Genomic DNA, 21,563 nt, shown 5'->3' with positions numbered 1-21,563 from the left:
TATGTATTTGTTTTATATATATTCGCTGCACGCCGTCTTGCCGATGGCATTTGCGGCGGAGCAGCATTAAACGGTAAAACCGGCAGGTAGCGTCAAGCCGAAATGTTCACAAGCAGCGCGTCAATCATCGTCTGCGCTCTATGCACATAGCCGCCGCCAAACATGTTGGCGTGATTGACCACATGGTAAAGATTGTAAAGATCGCGGCGCCGTTCAAAGCCGCTATCCAGCGGCCACGTTGCCTGATAAGCCTGATAAAACGCCGGGCTGAATCCACCAACCAACATGGTCAACGCCAAGTCTGCTTCGCGGTCACCATAGTAGCAGGCGGGGTCAAACACCACCGGGCTGCCATCCGGCAGATACGCCGCATTGCCGCCCCACAGATCACCGTGTAACAGCGAAGGCACTACTTTGCGCTGGCCGAAGAAATCATTAAGCCCATCAAGCAATGGCTCGGTATCGTGCAGCGCCAACCCGTTGCTGGCCGCCAGATCAAACTGATGCCGCAAACGCCGCTCACGATAGAACTCGACCCAGTCGTCCATCCAGCCATTGGGCTGTGGTGTGGAACCGATGGTGTTGTCACGCTGCCAGCCAAAGCTCGCTGCGCTTAGCCGATGCAGTTGCGCCAGTTGCTGGCCAAGTTGTGCTTCATCGCCACGCCGCCGTAAATCCAGCCATTCCAGCACCTGAAACGAACTTCCCGCCGCCACACCACAAACCACGGGTGACGGCACGTGAATCCCTTTAGCCAGTGCCAACAAACCTTCTCGCTCGGCCTCAAACATCTCGCGGCGATTGTGTTGGTTCAGTTTGACGAACCAGTCGCCCTGGTCAGTGCGCAAGCGCCATGCCTCATTGATATCCCCTCCGGCCACCACTTCGGCCCGGCGAAACTGCAGTGGCCGCTCAATAACTGTAGCCAGTTCAGCGACGATTTCGTTCCACATTCAAGCATCCTTTTGCTGTGCCGGATGGCAAACAATCTGGCGCGATAGGGCAAACTTATTGCCCATTTTTTGCACAGTTGAACTATAGAAAACCCAGGAAAGCAAGTGGGGATTTTCAACCTTACAAGCCCAAACCAAAGCATGTACTGTGCGAACACCCCATCAAGTGAATCTTGACAGCGCCAGCGAATCGGTCAACCCGTATGACTGGCCGTCCTGTTCATCTACCCGGCGTCCATTCCCGGCCACACCCCGGCATCTGGAATGCTACGCCGCTCCTGTTAGCCCACGAGGCGAGCAATCGACGCAGCCGGGTTGCAGTTTGCACCCGGCGGTCCCGCCGCAATCTTCGAAAGCTGAAATCATGAGTTTATTCCGTACCAAAAATATCGACGCCATGGTGGCCGCGAGTCAATCCGGCGTGTCTGGCCTCAAAAAAGCCCTTGGTCCAACCGATCTGGTTTTGATGGGCATCGGTGCGATTATCGGCACCGGCATTTTCGTTCTGACCGGCACTGGCGCGCTGACTGCAGGTCCAGCGCTCACGCTGTCGTTTGTCATCGCCGCCATCGCCTGCGGCTTGTCTGCGTTGGCATATGCCGAATTCGCGTCGTCCATTCCAGTTTCCGGCTCTATCTACACGTATTCCTACGCCACGCTGGGCGAACTGGTCGCCTGGATTATCGGCTGGGATTTGATGCTGGAATACGGTCTGGCTACGTCGGCGGTTTCCGTGGGCTGGTCAGGTTATTTCCAGTCGCTGATTCACGGCTTTGGTATTGATTTACCCACCATTCTGACCGCCGCGCCAGGTGCTGTTCCGGGCAAGCATACGCTGTTTAATCTGCCCGCCTTCCTCATCATGATGGCGATCACCACGCTGGTTTCAATTGGCGTGGCGGGCTTTGCGCGCCTGAACAACATCATGGTGGCGATCAAGATTGGTGTGGTGCTGCTGTTTATTGTGGTGGGCGTAGGTTACGTAAAACCTGCCAACTGGACCCCGTTCATGCCGTTTGGTTTCCATGGCATGTTTAACGCCGCGGCCTTGCTGTTCTTTGCTTTTATTGGTTTTGACGCCGTTTCCAGCGCCGCCGAAGAAGTCAAAAACCCCAAGCGGGATCTACCTATTGGCATTATCGGTTCGCTGGCAGTGTGCACCATTTTGTATGTCGCCGTTTCCGCCATCATGACCGGTATCGTGCCATACCAGCAGTTTGCCGGTGTCGATCACCCGGTCTCGCTGGCATTGCAATATGCCGGGCAGAACTGGGTAGCCGGGTTTATCGATCTGGGCGCCATCCTGGGCATGACAACGGTGATTCTGGTGATGATGTATGGCCAGACCCGCGTGATCTTTGCCATGTCGCGCGATGGCTTGCTGCCGGCAAAACTGGCCAAAGTACATCCGCGCTTTGCCACGCCGTTTATCACGACATGGGTCGTCGGCATCGTGTTCGGCATTATCGCCGCGCTGATTCCGCTCAATATCCTGGCCGAACTGATCAATATCGGCACCTTGACCGCGTTCTCGCTGGTCTCGGTAGCAGTGATTGTCTTGCGCAAAACCCGGCCCGAGCTGCATCGCGCCTTCCGTTGCCCAGGCGTGCCGTTCCTGCCGCTGCTGGGCATCGCTTTCTGCCTGTTCTTGATGAGCAACCTGCAAGCGATTACCTGGCAAGCCTTTGGCATCTGGCTACTGATTGGCTTTGTGGTGTATTTCGGTTACTCACGCCGCCACTCAAAACTCGCCCAGCGGTAACTAGCCGGTCAACCTCAAGTCGCCCATGCGCATTATCCAGAGTAGTGTTTCTTCTGGATAATGCCGTGGGCGATTTTCCGTTGTTGGTCACGACCAACTTGTTGTTGACTGCGTTCACGCCAACCGACGCCGCTTATGTACAGCTATTCGCCGGCGAATCGACGCTGATAGAGATGCTGGACAATGCACCTTGGCCCTATCCTGACGGCGCAGCCCAGCGCTGGATAGCCACACATCCCGACCTTTATCAGAACCGGCAGGCCATTTACCTGGCTATCCGCCTGCGTGGCAACGGCCAGGTGATAGGCTGTGTTGAGTTGCACGATCTGGTGCCACAGCACCGCGCCGAACTGGGCTACTGGATTGCCTTGCCGTGGCAAGGACAGGGCTATGCCAGCGAAGCGGTACGAGCATTGGTCGAATACGCCTTCGACGCTCTGGCGCTACGTCGGCTGGATGCGACAGTGTTCACGCGCAATATCGCCTCGATCACGTTGTTGGAAAAACTGGGCATGCAGCGTGAAGGTCTGCGTCCCGGCTGGGGCTCCAGCCGCGGCAATCCGGAAGATGTTTATTGTTATGGTCTGACCCGGGCGCGCTGGAATGCCCGGACGGCGGCTGCTGGTGTGCCGCCCGACACCGTGGCGTCCCGTATCAGCAGCCCCTGAGTTACAATTCGCTCTTTGCGAATTTGTACCGGGGAATAATTTGAACAAGCACTATCCACATCCGATCCTGGCACGCGAAGGCTGGCCCTTTATCGCCCTGAGCCTGATCGTCGCCATCGTGGTGACTGCGCTCGCTGGCGCATGGTCGATTCCGTTCTGGATCATTGCCGTATTTGTCGTGCAGTTCTTCCGCGATCCGCCTCGCGTTATCGTGGCCGACCCCAAGGCTATTCTGAGCCCGGCTGATGGCCGTATCGTGGTCGTCGAAAAAGCCATGGACCCGTACCGCAAGGTCGAAGCGCTCAAGATCAGCGTATTCATGAACGTGTTTAACGTGCACTCCAACCGCAGCCCGGTTGATGCCACCATCGAACATATCGAATACAACGCCGGTTCGTTCCTGAACGCCGCGCTGGATAAAGCCTCCAAAGAAAATGAGCGCAATGCCGTGCTGGCCAAACTGGCCGACGGCACGCAGATCACCTTTGTGCAGATTGCTGGCCTGGTAGCCCGCCGTATTCTTTGCTACGCCAAAGTGGGCGATCAGTTGGCTCGCGGCCAGCGTTACGGTTTTATCCGCTTTGGCTCGCGCGTTGACGTGTACTTGCCGCTCACTGCCAAGCCGCGAGTGACGATTGGCGACAAAGTTTCGGCCACCGAAACCATCCTTGCCGAACTGCAATAAACCCGCATTCAGTATGAGTCATGACGGCGGGAAGTCTCATCTCCACCGTCAGCCCGGCAAGGTCTGCCCAACAAGGCAGACCTTGTTGACCTGGAGCGTTCCAGGTCGCTAACACAACCGTTTCAGCCCATACCCGGCCAAGGCCGCGACAGAATGGTTCTGTTAGCGCTTTCACCATTACAAACAATAAGGGATAGCCGATGCAATCCAAACGCCCCATTACTCTGCGCCGCCAAAGTATTTACCTGCTGCCTAACCTGTTCACGCTGGCCGCCTTGTTCTCCGGCTTCTACGCCATTGTTCAATCAATGAACAAAATGTTCGTGCCCGCCGCCGTGGCCATTTTCATTGCCATGATCCTGGACGGGCTGGATGGCCGCGTAGCGCGCCTGACTCGCACGCAATCCGCCTTTGGCGCTGAGTTCGATAGCTTGTCGGACATGGTTTCGTTTGGCGTGGCGCCAGCACTGGTGGTGTACGAATGGGCGCTGCGCGACTTCGGCAAGATTGGCTGGATGGTCGCGTTCGTTTATTGCGCCGGTGCCGCCATGCGCCTGGCACGCTTCAATACCAATCTGGAAACGGGCGACAAACGCTGGTTCCAGGGCCTGCCTTCCCCTTCGGCCGCCGCGCTGGTCGCAGGCCTGGTGTGGATTAGCCACGAATACGCTGAAGAACTGGCGCCGCTCAGCGATGCCCTGCCATTTATTGCGCTGTTCTTCACGCTGTTTGCCGGTCTGACCATGGTGTCTAACGTCAAATTCTGGAGCTTCAAGGAAATCAATATGCGCAAGACCGTGCCGTTTGTGGCACTGCTGGTCATGTTGCTGCTGTTGATGCTGATTGTCGCCAAGCCGCCGCTGGTCTTGTTCTGCCTGTTTATTGCTTATGGCGCATCGGGCTATGTCATGTCGGCCTGGAACATGCTGCGCCGGGGTAAAAAACCCGTTGAACGTAGCAATAGCCACTCGGCGCCTCCAGAAAATTAGACATTTTGTAGTAATTAATGTCCAACCGGTCAAGCTAACTGTCATTTCGTTCTGAAATTCGACAAAACCGTTTGACCAAATGTCCACAGCGTTTTATGCTTGAGTCCAATTACTGGTCTGGAGCATGACATGTCTGTGGACATTGAACGTCTGATCGAGCACTTTGGCGGCCCCAGCGAGCTGGCCGATGCGCTCAACCGCCTTTCCCCTGACGATCCTGTGTCCCGCGCCGCCATCTACAAATGGCGTGAACGCGGCAGCATGCCCCTCTCCGCACTGAACCGTCTTACCCGACTCGCCGCCAGCCAGGGGCGATCTTTCGACATCCAGTCTTTCTTTACCGGCGCTTCCACCGCGCCGAGCACACGGAGCACACCGAATATGGGCGATCGTTTGTTTATTTTCGACACCACATTGCGTGACGGCGAACAATCGCCCGGCGCGTCGATGACTCGCGAAGAAAAAATCCGTATCGCCCGCCAACTGGAACGCCTGGGTGTCGACATCATCGAGGCCGGCTTTGCTGCCGCCAGCCCGGGCGATGCCGAGTCGATTCGCCTGATTGCGGAAATCATCAAGGAATCCACCATCTGTTCGCTGGCTCGCGCCAACGAGCGTGATGTACGCGCTGCCGGTGAAGCGATCAAACACGCCGCACGTGGCCGGGTGCATACCTTTATTGCCACCAGCCCGATCCATATGGAAAAGAAGCTGCGCATGACGCCGGACCAAGTGGTCGAGGCCGCAGTGAAAGCCGTGAAGATTGGTCTGGAATACACAGATGATGTCGAATTCTCCGCCGAAGACGCGCTGCGCTCTGACCCGGTATTCCTCGCCCGTATTTTTGGCGAAGTGATCAAGGCTGGCGCCAAAACCATCAACGTGCCCGACACCGTCGGCTATGCCGTCCCGCACTTTACCGAATCGTTCTTCCGCAATTTGATCGCCGCGACCCCGGGCGGTGATTCAGTGATCTGGTCGGCACATTGCCACGATGACTTGGGCATGTCGGTCGCCAACTCGCTGTCCGCCGTGCTGGGCGGCGCCCGTCAGGTGGAATGCACTATCAATGGTCTGGGCGAGCGTGCCGGTAACGCCAGCCTGGAAGAGATCGTCATGGCGGTGAAAACCCGCAAGGACGTCTTTGGCCTGGAAACCCGTATCGACGCGACGCAGATTGTGCCGACCTCCAAGCTGGTTTCGACCATTACCGGTTATCCGGTGCAGCCGAACAAGGCGATTGTGGGTGCCAATGCTTTTGCTCACGAATCCGGTATTCACCAGGATGGCGTGCTCAAGCATCGCGAAACCTACGAGATCATGAGTGCCGAATCGGTCGGCTGGTCGACCAACCGCCTCACCTTGGGCAAGTTGTCGGGCCGTAATGCCTTCAAGACCAAGTTGGGCGAGCTGGGTATTGAATTGGCCAGCGAAGAATCGTTGAACGCGGCCTTTGCCCGCTTTAAAGAGTTGGCCGATCGCAAACGCGAGATTTTCGACGAAGACCTGCATGCGCTGGTGTCCGACGAACTGATCGCCATCGAACAAGAGAAATATCGTCTGACATCGCTGAAGGTGGTGTCGGAAACCGGCGAAACACCAAGTGCCACGCTGGTCATGGCTGATGACGGCGCCGAAAAACGCGCCACCTGTGATGGCGATGGCCCGATTGATGCAACCTTCCGCGCCATTGAATCGATTGTCAGCAGCGGCGCTGAAATGCAGTTGTATTCGGTGAACGCCATTACCCAAGGCACGGACAGCCAGGGCGAAGTGACTGTGCGTCTTTCCAAAGAAGGCCGCGTGGTTAATGGTCAGGGCGCCGATACCGACATTCTGGTGGCCAGCGCCAAGGCGTATATCTCAGCCGTCAACAAGTTACATAGCAAAATCACACGTACCCATCCGCAACCCGTGTAAGTCGCTTATCGGCGCAATGGCGCATTCTGCGAACGGGTCAGCGGCCGCTGACCCGGTTCACCTCGCAGTGCGGAGTTGCCGGAATCCATCCGCCCACAAGGCAGGACAGGCGAAGGTTTTACCAAAACCTTTGACACCTTGGGCGCACAGAACCAGACGTTCTGCGGCGAACCCCAAGGCTCCGGCACTATTTTCCCCTTCCCTTCTGCAATACCTCAGCCAGCCACTTCCCGCTTTTACATTCCTGCTTCAGCTTCAGCCTTCAATACGCTGGGCCGCGTCCACTTGGCGTAATACGAAATCGCAAAAAACGCGACCGTGGTGATGGCCACTTCAATCATCGCCAGATTGCGCGACAAGCCAACGTCACTCCATGAGCGCATCAAGCCTTCCATCCACCACAGCAAAATAAACATCGACGCCCACTGGTAGGTGTAACGGCGCCCATGCAGCAAACCACGCAGTGGTAATAGAAGCGGCACAGCCTTGAACGCGAACGAAGAACCACCAGGCCGCAAAGGCGCCAGCCATAACTCCCACGCCAGACACAGCGCGATCAACAGCAACACACACACTACAGACGTCCATTGCGCCCACGCGCGCCGCACTGCCGGGCTCATGCTGCCACCGCCAGTTTGAGGGCCACTTCAGCCAGCCGCTTGCCTTGGGCAACGGCCAGTTGCCGTTCATGTTCGGAGATGGGCTGTTCGCCGCGCATGCCGGCAATATGACTCACGCCGTATGGCGTGCCGCCCGTATCGGTGGCAGAAAGTGCCGGTTCGGTATACGGCGTACCGAGCAAGATCATGCCGTGATGGAGCAGTGGCACCATCATGGTCAGCAAGGTTGCTTCGTTCCCGCCATGCATGGAGCCCGTGCTGGTGAACACGCATGCCGGCTTGCCAGCCAGTGTGCCAGCCAGCCAGGCATTGATGGTCGAATCCCAGAAGTACTTCATGGGTGCAGCCATATTGCCGAATCGGGTCGGGCTACCCACTGCCAGCCCGACACATTCGATCAAGTCTTGCTCCGAGACATAGGGAGCGCCAGTTTCTGGCACAGCGGGCTCGGTGGCTTCACATACCGTGGATATCTTCGGTACTGTGCGCAGCCGCGCGGTCGCGCCAGGCACCGCATCAATACCGCGTGCAATGAGTTGTGCCAGCTGGCGGGTTGCGCCATGCGTGCTGTAGTACAGAACCAGGATATCGGCCAACGAAAACTCCAGATGCAGAAAACAGAATGTGTACCGGACAGTGAAGCACTCCATGACAATGGCGCGGCTAAACTGCGGCGGTATGGTTAAACTTGCGTATTATAAATTCTCGCCGGCCCCTTGATGGGCCATTTATTCAGGAAGCTTCCGAACTCATGAATGTGTCTGCGCTGGCAAAACAAAAATTAGAGGTACTGCTCACCCTGCAGTTCTGGCGCCGCTTGCTGGGATTCTTAAAATTTGTCGGGCGCCGTTTGCTGGAAGACCGCTGCATGCAAACCGCCGGCAGCCTGACCTACACCACCTTGCTGGCGATTATTCCGCTGTTCACCATCGCGCTGACGTTGTTTTCTGCGTTTCCGATGTTCGACGATTACAGCACCCGCTTCCGTTATTTTATCGTAGCCAACCTGGTGCCCGATGCCTCGGGCAAGGTCATCAGCGTTTATTTGCGCCAGTTCTCTGATAACGCCGAAAAACTCACGGCCTTTGGCACGATCGGCCTCGCCGTCACGGCATTGCTGCTGGTCTTCAATATCGAGAAGACGTTCAACCAGATCTGGGCCGTGCAACGCCAGCGCAAGTTATTGTCCAGAACGCTGATTTACTGGGCCGCCATCACGCTGGGGCCGCTGGCGCTGGGCCTGAGTTTATCCATGACTTCCTGGATCTACCACCACAGCGGTGGTTTGATCGGCGGGATTCGCATTTTCGACAGCACGGTGCGCGTCGGCCCCTGGTTTGTGACCTTCGCCATGCTCAGTCTGATGTACAAGATGATCCCCAATTGCTACGTACCGCGGCGTCACGCCGTCGCTGCGGGCCTGGTGGTCGGGGTGGCGCTGGAATTGATGAAGGCGCTGTTTGGCTTGTATATCAAACAATTTGTCACGCTCAAACTGGTCTATGGGGCCTTTGCCAGCTTCCCGATCTTTCTCACCTGGCTCTATATGTGTTGGGTGATAGTATTGGGCGGCGCAGTGTTTTCCGCCAGCCTGTCGTACTGGCACGGCAACGCCTGGCGTTGGCAGAGCTTTGCCAGCATTCGTTTCGAACAGGCTTTGCGCTTGCTGGTCGAGCTATCTCGGGCTCACCATCGCGGCGAGATCATGCATATTGACGCACTACGCCGCCAGGTCAGCCTTGGGCTGGATACCGCGCACTCCTTGCTGGAACGCATGCTGGAAAAAGGTTGGGTGGAACAGGTCAGCGACGACGCGTGGTTGCTGGCGATATCCCTGGAACGCATCACGCTGGTTGAGGTATTCGAACATGTCGTATCACCTCTTTACGCGCATGACGGGCAACATCTGGCAGAGCTGATCGGCCAGATGCGCCATTCCCTGAGTGAGAGTCTGGCTGATTACGCCGCGCTGGAAGCCACTGCGTCGGCAGAACAGCCAGCCTGAAGGGCCGCTGCGATGACCGTCGGCGTGAGCGAGCCGATGTAGGACTCACCCAGCTTGCGCAGCAAGATGAACTTGATTTTGCCAGCGTCGACCTTCTTGTCCTGCGCCATCAAATCCGAGAAGCGCTCGAATCCCAAATCAGGCGCAATCGTCGGCAAGCCCGCAGCCGCGATCAGCTTGATGATGCGATCCAGATCGGTCTGGGTGATCTGACCGAGTTCGAGCGAAGCACGCGCAGCCAGTACCATTCCGGCAGCAACGCCTTCACCATGTAGCCACGCACCATAACCCAGGCCCGTTTCAATGGCGTGACCAAAGGTATGCCCCAGGTTCAACAAGGCGCGAACGCCATGTTCTTTTTCGTCCTCGCCGACAATGCGTGCTTTGTTCTGACAGCTGCGCTCGACCGCGTATGCCAGCGCGTCGGTATCACGCGCCATCAAGCGCTCAATGTTGGCTTCCAGCCATTCAAAAAACGCCAGATCATCAATCAAACCATATTTGATGACTTCGGCCAGGCCGGCGGAGAATTCACGCGCGGGCAAGGTATCCAGACTGGCCAGATCCGCCAACACCAGTTTGGGCTGGTAGAACGAACCAATCATGTTCTTGCCCAGCGGGTGATTGATCGCTGTTTTGCCGCCAACGGAAGAGTCCACTTGCGCCAGCAGCGTGGTCGGAATCTGGATAAACGGCACGCCACGCTGGTAGACCGCTGCGGCAAAGCCCGTCATATCGCCCACTACGCCACCACCCAACGCGATCAGTGTGGTCTTGCGTTCAGCGCGGGCGCGCAACAGGCCATCAAAAATCAAATTCAGCGTTTCCCACGTTTTGTATTGCTCCCCGTCGGGTAGCACAATCGTGAAGACCTGCACGCCTGCGGCCTCGAGACCTGCTTGCAGCGGCGTCAGATAAAGCGGCGCCACGGTGGTATTGGTGACGATGGCTACGCGTGGTTGCGGCAGCAACGCCGTAATGCGATCTACCTGTGCCAGCACCCCGCGGCCGATCAAAATGTCATAAGAATCGGTGCCAAGGTCGAGCTTAACGGTGCGCATACGCTTTGTGTTCCAGTTGCTGCAACAGTTGATGAGTCAAATGCTGGACGGTTTGCCGACTGGTATCGATGACCAGATCAGCAACTTCGCGATAGAGGGGATCGCGCGCTTCAAACAACTCGGCCAAACGCTGTTTAGGATTGGCCGTTTGCAGCAGCGGGCGGTTTTTGTCGTGGGCCGTGCGCATGTACAAGTCATCCACGTTGGCGCGCAGGTAAATCACAAAGCCGCCGCGTCGCAAACTGGCACGATTGTCCGGATTGAGCACCGCACCACCGCCGGTGGCCAGCACGATCTCTTTCATGCCCGCAAGTTCGGCAATCACCGCGCATTCGCGCGCACGAAAGCCGGCCTCGCCTTCGAGCTCAAAAATAGTCGGCACGCGCACGCCGGTACGCGCTTCGATCTCATGATCGGAGTCATAAAAGGTTTTACCGGTAGCGCGCGCCAATGCGCGACCGACGGTCGTTTTACCCGCGCCCATCAGGCCGACCAGAAAGAAGTTGCCTGGCATTTTCATAAATATGATTGTACAGGAAGCCGCTAGCCTAAGGCACGTGGGGCCGGGCATGCAAACTGACTGTTCACCGCAAAATAAAAAAGGGAGCCGAAGCTCCCTTTTTTCATTAAACCCAGGCGGATTAACGCAGGGTCAGATCAGACTGCAGAATCTTCGGTGTAATGAAGATCAGCAATTCAGCACGGTTATCGGTATCAATCTTGTATTTGAACAAGTTGCCCAAGACCGGAATATCGCCCAACAACGGTGTCTTGTTGACCGAGTTCGACAGTGTCTGGGTGTAGATACCACCGATCACAATCGTGCCACCGTTCTCAACCAGCACTTTGGTCTCAATGTGCTTGGTATTGATCGCCGGACCGTTAGCGGTAGTCTGCCCCACACTGTCCTTGTTGACCTTCACATCCATGATCACATTGCCATCTGGCGTGATTTGCGGAGTGACTTTCAGCGACAAGGTGGCATCTTTAAACGCAATGGTGGTCGCGCCGTTCTGTGCACTTTGCGAGTACGGAATCTGCTGACCGTCCTCAATCACCGCTTCAACTTGATCGGCGGTAACCAGACGCGGACTGGAGATGATCTTGCCCTTGCTGTCGGCTTCCAGCGCGGACAATTCCAGACCGACCAGCCAGTTGGCGCTTGCTGCGACCAGAGCAAAGGTGGAGGCATTACCCACACCCAAGCCGGTTGCTGGCAGGTTCACGTTCAGCAGATTGGTCGCAGAAGTCCCGCCAAGCGTGCTACTGGAGGACGATGACGACGAGCTGCTGGACGATGACGAAGAGCCGGTCTGGGTGAAGTTGTTCAAACTTGGTGCCGTGCCGATAGTTGTGCCACCGCTGTGACCCAAGGCAGCCCAACCCAGACGGGCACCCAGCTCACGGCTAAAGGTATCCGATGCTTCAACAATCCGCGCTTCGATCAACACCTGGCGAACCGGGATATCGACCTTGTTGATAATGGCGCGAATCTGCTCCAGCTTGCTCGACACATCCTGAATGAACAAGGTGTTGGTACGTGGATCGACCACCACACTGCCGCGCTTGGACAGCATTTGCTGACCACCATCGCTCAGCATTTTCTTGATGTCATCGCCCTTCTGGTACTTCAGCTGGAAGGCTTCTGTACGTGTAGGTTCGAGATCATCCACAGACTTCTGGGCTTCAAACTGTTGCTTTTCTTTGTCGGCCAGTTCCTGACGTGGCGCAATCCACAGCACATTGCCACTGCGACGCTGATCCAGGCCCTTGGCTTGCAGAATGATATCCAGCGCTTGATCCCATGGCACATCTTTCAGGCGCAGGGTCAGGTTGCCGTTCACCGTGTCGCTGGTCACGATATTCAGACCAGTAAACTCGGCGATCACTTGCAGCACGGTACGGATTTCCACGTTCTGGAAATTCAGCGACAGCTTTTCGCCCTTATAGACAGGCTTGGCCTTGGCCGCCTTGTCTTCATCCAGTTTTTCCCGGACTTCGACAATGAAACGGTTTTCAGTCTGATAGGCCGAATATTCCCAGTTACCCTTGGGTTCGATCACCATGCGGGCGTTGTCGCCCAGGGCGAATGAATCAACCTTGACCACTGGCGTACCAAAGTCGGTCACGTCCAGACGACGTTCCAGCGCCTTGGGCAAGGTAGCCTTGGTGAAATCAACAACCAGGCTCTTGCCTTGCGGGCGAATGTCGATCCCCACATTCGGGTCAGACAAGTCGACCACCAGACGGCCTTCGTTGTTGGCACCGCGACGGAAATCAACAGCCTTGATCGATTGCGTAGTGGCTGAAGGTTTAACATCGGCAAAGTGCACCGGACGCGCTTCAGGGGCCACGGCGGACTGCGAACCATCCAGGGTAATCAGGAACGAGTTCCCGTCGACCTTGGTGGTATAGCCAGCCTGCTTTTGCAGGTTCAACACCACACGGGTACGACCCGAGCCTTCGGCCAGATTAATCAGCCGCAACGCGCTGCCGTTGACCTGAACCGAGCTCTTGCCCGCCTGATTGGCGGCACCGGCAAAGTCAAAGGCGATCCGGGGCGGCGTATTGACCGAGAAACTGGTCGGTGTAGGCACCGCGCCATTAAAGGTCAGCTTGATCACCTGCTTTTCTGCAGAGACCGTAGTTACATCCACGGCGGTAATATCTGCCGCAAACGTCCATGATGCTGCCAGCGTAGTGCTTGCCAGCAACACTCGTTGCAGGAACGATGCTTTGATCATTTCTTTTGCTCCGCCTCTTGCAGGGGAAGCGACGTATCGCGCTCCACCCAGTCTCCGCCGCTGTCTTCGACAATTTCTTTAAGCTTCACTTCCGTCTCGCTGATCGCGAGTACCTTGCCGAAATTTTGTCCCATATAATTACCGACCTTGATCCGGTACAGATTGCCGTCAGGCGCCCGAATCAGGGCCTGTATCGTTTTTGCTTGCTGCAATGTGCCAACAAAAGTGAGCTTTTCGAGGTCGTAGCTTTCGAGTGCTTCTTTAGGGCGATTCATATCTGGCGTAACGCCGCCGTTGCCCTTGCGCGCCATATCCATTTTGTGTGGGTTGAACGGGTCAGCCACATCAAATGCGTTATAAGTAAACGGCGTATACGGTTTGGCTTCCGGCAGCGGCTCAACTTTGCCACGCATGCCTTCGCTGCTTTCGCGCATCCAGGCCTTGAGATCGCTGTTTTGATCGCCAAAGCAGCCGGACAAAGCCAAAGCCAGCAACGACACTGCCACCCCTCGCACCATCAGGCGTTTCTCTCGATAATCCATGCGAGTGGTCCTCATTTGTTCTTCTTCTTCGCCGCAGCTTCAGCCTGGCGCACCGCCTGCGCTTCACTGTCATCTAGCGCGCGATAGGTTTTGGCTACAGCAGACATCGCCAGCATGTCAGGCGACTTTGGCACCGACAGTTCGATATTGGTCAGCGTCACGATGCGCGAAAGCTGCGCCACATCGCTCACAAATGCCGCGAGATCGTGATAGCTGCCGGTGATCTTGATGTCGATTGGCATTTCGGCAAACTCAGCCGTTTTGACCTCGGCACCAGGCTTGAACAGATCAAACTGCAGACCGCGCCCTACACCCGCCTGGTTGATTTCGGTCAGCAATGTTTCCATTTCCGACTTGGTCGGCAGTTGCCGCAGCAATGCACCAAACGACTGCTGAATTTCCGCCAGCTGCTGCTTGTATGCTTCCAGGTTGATGGCTTTCTTTTCTTTATCCAGGTACTCAGTCTTGAGCGCTTCTTCTTTCAGTTGTCCAGCAGAAAGCTGGTCCATCTGATCGCTCCACAGATAGAAATACCCCAAACCCAGCACGACCACGAACACCAGCACCGCCAGACCTATCTGGGCGCCTCGTGGCCAGTTCCCCATATCCTTGGGATCAAGATTGCGCAAATCGTCCAGAGTCATTATTTGGTTCCTCCGGCAGCAGATGCCGGACGGCGCGCGGCAGCAGCGGGTGCCGACGCATCGTCGGTGACCCGGGTAATAGCGACATTGAGCGTAAACTCGGACAAGCGCTGGTTGGCAACCTGAGCCGACTTCACTTCAACCAACGTGGGCTGCTCGAACACCGGTGAATCAGACAGATTGCGCATCAAGGTTGAAACGCGGGCGTTCGATTGCGCGTAGCCATTCAAGACCAGTAACGCATCCTTCTGCTTTACCGACTTCAAATAGATACCCTCAGGCGTCTGGCGAGTCAGTTGGTCCAGCACTTTGACATCTTCAGAACGGTTGGACTGCAAGCGCTCAACCACCTTTTTGCGATCAAGTAGCTGTTGCTTTTCCAGCTTCAACTTTTCAATCTCGGCAATCTGCTGGTCCAGCTTGGCGTTTTCCTGGGTCAGGAATGTATTGCGTTCGTTCTGCGTATCAAGCCGTGCCTGATAGAAGAAATAACCCAACGCCACCACTGCAGCAGAAGCCACAAAAGTAAATCCAAGAGCAGCCAGATAACGGTTATGTCGCGCTTTACGCGCTTGTTCGCGGTGCGGTAACAGGTTAATGCGGATCATGTCGGGTCAAACCTCCGCATGGCCAGACCACATGCGATCAACAGTGAAGGTGCGTCCAGCTGAATCTGCTTGCCGCGGACCTTGCCTGTCGCCATGCCGTAGAACGGGTTGGCGCGCATGGTGCTGGTCACTTGGGTACGACTGGAGACCGCGTCATCCAGACCGTGAATGGCACTGCAGCCACCCGCGAGCAAGATGTGATCAACCGAGTTGTAATTGCTGGACGTGTAAAAGAATTGCAGTGAACGCGAGATTTCCAGCGCCATGGTGTCCATGAACGGCTGCAGCACTTCGGGCTCGTAATTTTCCGGCAGGCCACCATTTTTCTTGGAGGACTCTGCCTCTTCCGAAGAAAGGTTGAACTTGCGCTGGATTTCCTGGGTCAACTGGTTTCCGGCGTAAGCCTGATCCCGGCTATAGATCGATTGCCCATCTTTGAAAATATTCATGTGCATCGCAGTCGCGCCGATGTCGACCACCGCCACAATCTGGTTGTCACCGTTGCTGGGCAACTGTGGCCGCATCAATTCGAAGGCCGCTTGTGTCGCGTAGGATTCGACATCCACCACCAAAGCTTTCAGACCGGCCGACTCAATGGCAGCAACGCGCTCTTCAACTTTTTCCTTTTTCGCCGCCGCGATCAAGACCTCGGATTCTTCCGGCACGTTGGGCGCAGGCCCCAGCACCTGGAAGTCGAGATTGACCTCGTCCAGCGAAAAGGGAATGTATTGGTTTGCCTCGGTCTCGACCTGGGTTTCCAGATCGCGATCAGACAAATCCCCCGGAACCAGGATTTTTTTGGTGATGACCGACGCAGCAGGCAACGCAATCGCGACATTTTTCAGTCGGGATCCCATTTGCCGCCATGCACGGCGCAACGCCTCGGCCACAGCGTCCATATCAGCGATATTGCCATCGGTTACCGCATCTTTCGGCAACGGCTCAATGACATAGCGCTCAAGACTGTAATTGCGCCCGGTTTGACCCAGTTCGACCATCTTGACGGCCGAGGAGCTGATATCCACTCCGATCAATGGCGGCGCCTTTGGTTTGAGAAAGTCGAGATTCAACACAATTTCCTTTTAAAAACAGGAAAGTAGAATGATATCCTGTCAGAATGCGTGAAAATCCTAACAAGCACTGGCCAGACCTGTAAAGAAGCGCCTGTAATTTACGTTTATTTTTGCAACAGGCAGCGAATATCGTAAATTGCCTGTAATGCTGCCATTAATGAACCACACATGACAAAACGAATCCTGCTTATTTGCGTTGGCATCTTCGGCGGCCTTATTATTTTCGCCGTTGGTCTGGCTTTTTTTGCCGTCCTTCTGACATATCCGCGTTTACCGTCGCTTGAAGCATTAACCGAGTACCACCCCAAAATCCCATTACGGGTATACACCGCCGATGAGATATTAATCGGTGAATTCGGTGAAGAACGCCGCGCATTCGTGCCCATTGATCAGGTACCAACGGTCATGAAACAAGCATTGCTCGCCGCCGAAGACGAACGTTTTTATCAACACGGTGGCATTGATTACGTGGGCGTAATGCGGGCGATGGCTGGAAATATCGTGTCCGGTCATGCGCAATCCGGCGCTAGCACCATCACCATGCAAGTTGCCCGTAATTTTTATTTATCCAACGAAAAAACATTTAACCGTAAATTCAACGAAGCATTACTGGCATTCAAAATCGAGCACAATCTCTCGAAAGATCAGATTCTTGAGCTTTATCTGAACCAGATTTATCTCGGCCAGCGTGCATACGGTTTTGCATCTGCATCACAAACCTATTTCGGCAAAGATCTAAAACAATTAAATGTTGCTGAGGCGGCCATGTTGGCAGGACTGCCCAAGGCGCCTTCTTCGTATAATCCAGTTGCCAATTTCAAACGCGCTACATTACGCCAACAATATGTATTACGGCGCATGCATGAGCTGCATTTCATCACCGACGAACAGTACACCAGTGCACTGAATACGCCGCTGCAAATCAAACGTATGGTCCAGGATTTCCCGGTTCATGCCGAATATGTTGCGGAAGCGGTACGACAAATGATGGTCGACCGTTACAAGGATGCCGCGTATACCGCCGGATTCAAGGTTTACACGACACTCGACAGCAAGGACCAGACAGCCGCGTATGAATCCCTGCGCAAGGGGTTAATTGATTACGACACTCGTCATGGATATCGCGGCCCTGAGGCTTTTATTGACCCTGATCTTTTCAAGTCTGGTAATGAAGAGGCGCTGGACGATGCGGTTGCTGACGTGAAGGACTCGGGCGATTTGCTGGCAGCAGTGGTTCGGCAATCCTCACCCAAGTCCGTCACTGCGTGGCTTAAAGGTGGCGAGAACATCACTATTGAAGATGATGGGCTCAAATTTGTGCGTTTTGCATTAACTGACAAAGCCAACCCCACCGCGCGCATACGGCCAGGCGCGATCATCCGGGTCAAACAAACCGATAACGGATGGGCGATTAGCCAGTTGCCACAAGTCGAAGGTGCGCTGATTTCACTGAACAGCCAGAACGGGGCGGTCAAAGCCATGGTGGGCGGCTTTGACTTTAACCGCAGCAACTTCAATCACGTCACCCAAGCCTGGCGGCAACCGGGCTCCAGTTTCAAACCCTTTGTCTATTCTGCTGCGCTGGAAAAAGGGGTTACCCCTGCAACGCTGATCAACGATGCACCAATCGTGATCAACCCGGACCAGGTTGGCGGGCAGAAGTGGGAACCCAAGAATTACGATGGCAAGTACGAGGGCATGATGACGGTGCGTAATGCGCTGACGCACTCCAAGAACCTGGTGTCGATCCGCATCCTGCAATCGATCACCCCGCAGTTTGCTCAGCAATTTGACACCCGCTTTGGCTTCACCGTACAACAGAACCCGGCCTATCTCACCATGGCCCTGGGCGCCGGTAGCGTGACACCGCAGCAGATGGCGGAAGGCTATGCCGTGTTCTCCAACACTGGCTACCGGGTCTATTCCTGGTATGTAGACAAGATCATGGATGGTCGCGGCAACTTGCTGGCGCAGATGGCACCGCAAGTCGCCGGGCAAAATGCCAAACGCACCCTCGAAGCCCGTAATGCGTTTGTGATGACCAGCATGATGCAGGATGTCGTGCGCTACGGCACTGGCTCAAAAGCGCGGGTATTGGGCCGAACGGATCTGGCCGGCAAGACCGGGACCACCAACGATACGCACGACGCCTGGTTCGCTGGCTTCAACCCGGATGTGGTCACGGTTGCCTGGGTGGGCTTTGATCAGCCTCGCTCACTGGGTGGCTCGGAAACCGGCGGTGCCGCTGCGCTACCGATCTGGATCAGTTATATGGGTAAAGTGCTGGCAGATATGCCGGAGCGGCAATACCCAGTACCCAATGGCCTTGTTGCCCAAACCATTCAGACCGAGAAGGGTGATCGCACTGAGTATTTCTTTAGCGAATACACGCAGACCAACCCTGATCTGGGCCTGGGGAGTGGTACTGCAGCCACGCAACCGCTGGATGAGATAAAGGATTTGCTGTTCTGATTCGCTTAAATGCGCGTAATGAATTACTGTTATGCAAGTGAGGTCCGTTGCCAGTGCAATCGATCTCACCCTTCCCCCGAGATGACGCCCCGGAGGTTCCCGACCTGACGCTTCTTACAGCTGAAAAGACGGCACGTGAAATCACTGCCTGCCTGCTCAATCTGACTGCAAACGGGAGAACCACCATCATGGGTAAAGCATTTTCCGCCGATCGTCACACCATGACTTTGCGCGCAGAAATCGCACATCATGCCGCACGCATGATCGCCGAAGATCATTTGCATGATTTCGCGTTAGCCAAGAAAAAAGCAGCGCGACAACTGGGGGTCTCTGAAGCGCACGTTCTGCCATCCAATCAGGAAATCGAAGATGCGCTGGAAAGCTATCGGTCGATCTATCAACCAGAGCATGGCGACAGCCTGAAACAGCTACGGCTAAAAGCGGTAAGCATGATGCGCCTGCTGAGCCCGTTCTCTCCCTATCTAACAGGGTCGGTTTTGTCTGGCGTCGCTGGCGAGCAGTCCGATATCAACATGTTGCTATATACCGACGACCCGAAGAGCGTTGAAATCTTTTTACTGAACGAACGCATCGAATATCAGCATCTGGAACCTCCCCCCGCACACCGGCATGCTTCGTATCCGACTTTGGCATTCTGGTATGACGACACCCAGATCAAGTTACACGTGCGCCCCAAAGTTGCCGAGCGCCAGAATCCACGTCGCGACGAGCGGGAACGAGCCCGGCTGGATGAGGTACAAATGCTGCTTGAGCGCCCAACCACTTTCGGCGCCTTAGCTCTGTAAAACCCGCCCCCGCGCCAATTAATCATTCCGGGCAATCCGTTTGGTTGCTCTGGAGCTTTGCATGACTCACCCATTGTATTGCGCAGGCATCACGCGCGAAATCGAACAGATTCAAGCTTCTGCAGGTGTCCCGCTCATGGCTCGGGCAGGCGAAGCTGCCGCCAACTGGATTCAGCGGCGTTTTGCACTCACGACCCCCATCACAGTACTGGTTGGCCCAGGCAACAATGGCGGCGATGGCCTCACCGTCGCCTGGCATTTGAAGGCCTCCGGATATTCGGTGCGGGTGCATTATGTGGGCAATCCGGAGCAAGCATCCCCCCCGACGGCCAATGCGCATAAACTCTGGCAACAAGCAGGCGGGCGGCTGGATGAACAATGGACAGCGGATGCCGGCGTAGTCATCGATGCATTGTTTGGTATCGGGCTTAGCCGCAATGTGCCGACTGATCTGCAACAATTGTTTAGCTCAATTATCGCCTCCCGCCAGCGAGTGATAGCCCTGGATATTCCCAGTGGGTTGCACGCTGATACTGGCGCGATTCTCGGCGCCGCACTCCCCGCTCAAGCGACACTCACCTTCATCGGCGACAAACCCGGCTTGCATACTGCCAATGGGCGGGATTATGCGGGTGACGTCACCGTGTTTGACCTCGGGATATCACAGGATGCCTTCCCCGAGTCCGACTTGCAGCTATTTGCTCTGAAACAACTTCCGGGCGCACTGCGCCGACAACAAGAGAGTCACAAAGGCACTTACGGCACGGTTGGCATCATCGGCGGCGCAAAGGGCATGACCGGAGCCGCGCTAATGGCCGGACGGGCCGCGCTGAAACTCGGAGCAGGCAAAGTCCGCATTGGTCTGCTCGGTGAGGGCGTGAGTCTTGACCCGCTTTATCCCGAGCTCATGCTCAACAGTGCCGAAGCGTTAATGGAACAGCAATGTGATGTGCATCTGATTGGTCCAGGTTTGGGACGTACGGAACAAGCGCATAAATTGCTGGAAGATGCGCTGAGCAAACCAGGCCCCTTGGTCATTGATGCGGATGCGCTGAACCTTATCGCGGGCGATAGCAAACTTGCCAGCGCATGCCAAAGGCGTGGCACCCGTGCCGTCATCACACCGCATCCCACTGAAGCTGCGCGTTTGTTGGGCACAACAACAGCGGCAGTTCAGGCTGATCGGCTTTCCGCAGCCCGTGATTTGGCAGGGAGATTCACCTGCGTTGCCGTATTGAAGGGTTCGGGCACTGTCGTTTGTGATGGCACAACAACTTCGATCAATTCATCTGGCAACGCCGCGCTGGCCGCGGCGGGGCAAGGGGATATTCTCGGCGGCATCATTACGGCTTTGCTTGGCCAGGGGCTTGACCCCCCGTACGCAGCAAGGGTGGCTGTATTTATTCATGGCGCGGCGGCCGACAACTGGGTCAAAGCCTTCCCTAACGCCATCGGACTGACTGCCGGAGAAACCATAGATTACGCGCGGCAGGCTCTTAATGATCTAGAGGTGGAATAGTAGACGACAAAGCCCCGCAGTTCATCGCTGCGGGGCTTTGTCCTTGCGTACTGCCTTTTGCCTTGCGCGCCTTGCGCACGGTGCAAAGCAAAACGCCCGGTACAGGTTCCTGTCCGGGCGTTCAAAGGGGTGTCTGGCAATGACCTACTTTCACACGGGTAATCCGCACTATCATCGGCGCTAAGTCGTTTCACGGTCCTGTTCGGGATGGGAAGGCGTGGGGCCAACTCGCTATGGTCGCCAGACGTAACTGGTTAGAGTCACGACTGTTATTCGTCGCTGCTCTGATTCTGGAAGAAGCTGCAGACAAAGCCTGCTGTTTAGCGTGGCCGGTCCGGTTTTCACCCTGACCCACCACCGACTCAATTCGTTCGTATCGTATTACTTGGGGTTGATTCGTACTTTCGTACTTCTGTTCGAGCTCGTCACCAACACAACCCGAAACAACGCTCAGGTTATAGGATCAAGCCTCACGGGCAATTAGTATCAGTT

General features: G+C 55.8%; 18 protein-coding genes, 1 rRNA gene and 1 pseudogene. 9 read left to right on the top strand and 11 right to left on the bottom strand.

Features of this window, described 5'->3' with window-relative positions:
• Window positions 1-92: 92 nt before the first annotated feature.
• Entirely contained in the window at window positions 93-953 is an 861-nt protein-coding gene (locus P4L78_RS00260) for a fructosamine kinase family protein (protein ID WP_309326212.1), read from the bottom strand.
• Between the two features lie 364 nt (window positions 954-1,317).
• Between P4L78_RS00260 and P4L78_RS00255 the strand changes: the two genes are divergently transcribed.
• The 5 genes and pseudogenes from P4L78_RS00255 (at window position 1,318) to P4L78_RS00235 (ending at window position 6,977) form a co-directional block, all read left to right on the top strand.
• A complete protein-coding gene (locus tag P4L78_RS00255) occupies window positions 1,318-2,715 on the top strand; it encodes an amino acid permease (protein WP_309326211.1) in 1,398 nt (465 codons plus the stop codon).
• Between the two features lie 65 nt (window positions 2,716-2,780).
• Window positions 2,781-3,383 (top strand): GNAT family protein, encoded by a 603-nt coding sequence (locus tag P4L78_RS00250; RefSeq protein WP_309326210.1) that lies wholly within the window; start codon window positions 2,781-2,783, stop codon window positions 3,381-3,383.
• Window positions 3,384-3,423: 40 nt separating this feature from the next.
• Window positions 3,424-4,062, top strand: a pseudogene (locus tag P4L78_RS00245) (phosphatidylserine decarboxylase); the annotation flags it as partial.
• Window positions 4,063-4,268: 206 nt separating this feature from the next.
• Window positions 4,269-5,057, top strand: coding sequence for a CDP-diacylglycerol--serine O-phosphatidyltransferase (gene pssA, locus P4L78_RS00240; RefSeq protein ID WP_283150957.1), 789 nt, complete (start codon window positions 4,269-4,271; stop codon window positions 5,055-5,057).
• 129 nt (window positions 5,058-5,186) lie between these two features.
• On the top strand, window positions 5,187-6,977 hold the full coding sequence (locus P4L78_RS00235; RefSeq protein ID WP_283150958.1) for a 2-isopropylmalate synthase: 1,791 nt from the start codon (window positions 5,187-5,189) through the stop codon (window positions 6,975-6,977).
• Window positions 6,978-7,213: 236 nt separating this feature from the next.
• On the opposite strand, the gene P4L78_RS00230 is transcribed toward P4L78_RS00235, so the two are convergent.
• Window positions 7,214-7,597 (bottom strand): DUF2069 domain-containing protein, encoded by a 384-nt coding sequence (locus P4L78_RS00230; RefSeq protein ID WP_283150959.1) that lies wholly within the window; start codon window positions 7,595-7,597, stop codon window positions 7,214-7,216.
• On the bottom strand, window positions 7,594-8,193 hold the full coding sequence (gene wrbA / locus P4L78_RS00225) for an NAD(P)H:quinone oxidoreductase (protein WP_309326209.1): 600 nt from the start codon (window positions 8,191-8,193) through the stop codon (window positions 7,594-7,596). The genes P4L78_RS00230 and wrbA overlap by 4 nt, the downstream gene beginning before the upstream one ends.
• Before the next feature lie 155 nt (window positions 8,194-8,348).
• Here wrbA and P4L78_RS00220 point away from each other — a divergent pair, with 155 nt between their 5' ends.
• Complete coding sequence (locus P4L78_RS00220; RefSeq protein WP_283150961.1) at window positions 8,349-9,602, top strand: YihY family inner membrane protein; 1,254 nt, start codon at window positions 8,349-8,351, stop codon at window positions 9,600-9,602.
• Here P4L78_RS00220 and aroB read toward each other — a convergent pair.
• The 7 genes from aroB to P4L78_RS00185 all read right to left on the bottom strand — a co-directional run bounded on the left by aroB (window position 9,557) and on the right by P4L78_RS00185 (window position 16,274).
• Complete coding sequence (gene aroB / locus P4L78_RS00215; RefSeq protein ID WP_309326208.1) at window positions 9,557-10,663, bottom strand: 3-dehydroquinate synthase; 1,107 nt, start codon at window positions 10,661-10,663, stop codon at window positions 9,557-9,559. The two genes, P4L78_RS00220 and aroB, sit on opposite strands and share 46 nt — an antisense overlap.
• Window positions 10,650-11,177: a shikimate kinase gene (locus P4L78_RS00210; RefSeq protein ID WP_283151419.1), complete on the bottom strand. Its 528-nt coding sequence runs from the start codon at window positions 11,175-11,177 to the stop codon at window positions 10,650-10,652. Before P4L78_RS00210 ends, aroB begins: the two co-directional genes overlap by 14 nt.
• A 127-nt stretch (window positions 11,178-11,304) precedes the next feature.
• Window positions 11,305-13,407, bottom strand: coding sequence for a type IV pilus secretin PilQ (pilQ, locus tag P4L78_RS00205; RefSeq protein ID WP_309326207.1), 2,103 nt, complete (start codon window positions 13,405-13,407; stop codon window positions 11,305-11,307).
• Window positions 13,404-13,907: a pilus assembly protein PilP gene (locus P4L78_RS00200; RefSeq protein ID WP_283150964.1), complete on the bottom strand. Its 504-nt coding sequence runs from the start codon at window positions 13,905-13,907 to the stop codon at window positions 13,404-13,406. Before P4L78_RS00200 ends, pilQ begins: the two co-directional genes overlap by 4 nt.
• A 53-nt stretch (window positions 13,908-13,960) precedes the next feature.
• Window positions 13,961-14,593 (bottom strand): type 4a pilus biogenesis protein PilO, encoded by a 633-nt coding sequence (locus P4L78_RS00195; RefSeq protein ID WP_283150965.1) that lies wholly within the window; start codon window positions 14,591-14,593, stop codon window positions 13,961-13,963.
• The gene (locus P4L78_RS00190) at window positions 14,593-15,201 is read right to left on the bottom strand and encodes a PilN domain-containing protein (RefSeq protein ID WP_283150966.1); all 609 of its coding nucleotides are present in this window, start codon (window positions 15,199-15,201) and stop codon (window positions 14,593-14,595) included. Before P4L78_RS00190 ends, P4L78_RS00195 begins: the two co-directional genes overlap by 1 nt.
• Window positions 15,198-16,274, bottom strand: a complete 1,077-nt coding sequence (locus P4L78_RS00185) for a type IV pilus assembly protein PilM (protein WP_390901573.1) — start codon at window positions 16,272-16,274, stop codon at window positions 15,198-15,200. The genes P4L78_RS00190 and P4L78_RS00185 overlap by 4 nt, the downstream gene beginning before the upstream one ends.
• A gap of 168 nt (window positions 16,275-16,442) precedes the next feature.
• On the opposite strand from P4L78_RS00185, the gene P4L78_RS00180 reads away from it, so the two are divergent.
• The 3 genes from P4L78_RS00180 (at window position 16,443) to P4L78_RS00170 (ending at window position 21,071) form a co-directional block, all read left to right on the top strand.
• Window positions 16,443-18,746 carry a penicillin-binding protein 1A gene (locus P4L78_RS00180; protein WP_309326206.1) on the top strand — a complete coding sequence of 768 codons (2,304 nt, stop codon included), beginning with the start codon at window positions 16,443-16,445 and terminating at the stop codon, window positions 18,744-18,746.
• A 188-nt stretch (window positions 18,747-18,934) separates the two neighbouring features.
• Window positions 18,935-19,552, top strand: coding sequence for a hypothetical protein (locus P4L78_RS00175; protein ID WP_283150969.1), 618 nt, complete (start codon window positions 18,935-18,937; stop codon window positions 19,550-19,552).
• Window positions 19,553-19,613: 61 nt separating this feature from the next.
• Window positions 19,614-21,071, top strand: a complete 1,458-nt coding sequence (locus tag P4L78_RS00170) for an NAD(P)H-hydrate dehydratase (RefSeq protein WP_309326204.1) — start codon at window positions 19,614-19,616, stop codon at window positions 21,069-21,071.
• 131 nt (window positions 21,072-21,202) lie between these two features.
• Here P4L78_RS00170 and rrf read toward each other — a convergent pair.
• Window positions 21,203-21,316: ribosomal RNA gene (gene rrf, locus P4L78_RS00165) — 5S ribosomal RNA — on the bottom strand.
• Window positions 21,317-21,563: the final 247 nt, after the last annotated feature.

The organism is Silvimonas sp., assembly GCF_031291215.1.
Classification (GTDB): Bacteria; Pseudomonadota; Gammaproteobacteria; order Burkholderiales; family Chitinibacteraceae; genus Silvimonas; species Silvimonas soli.
The sequence above is the reverse complement of the archived record's forward strand: the minus strand, read 5'-3'. Positions and strand labels throughout refer to the sequence as shown.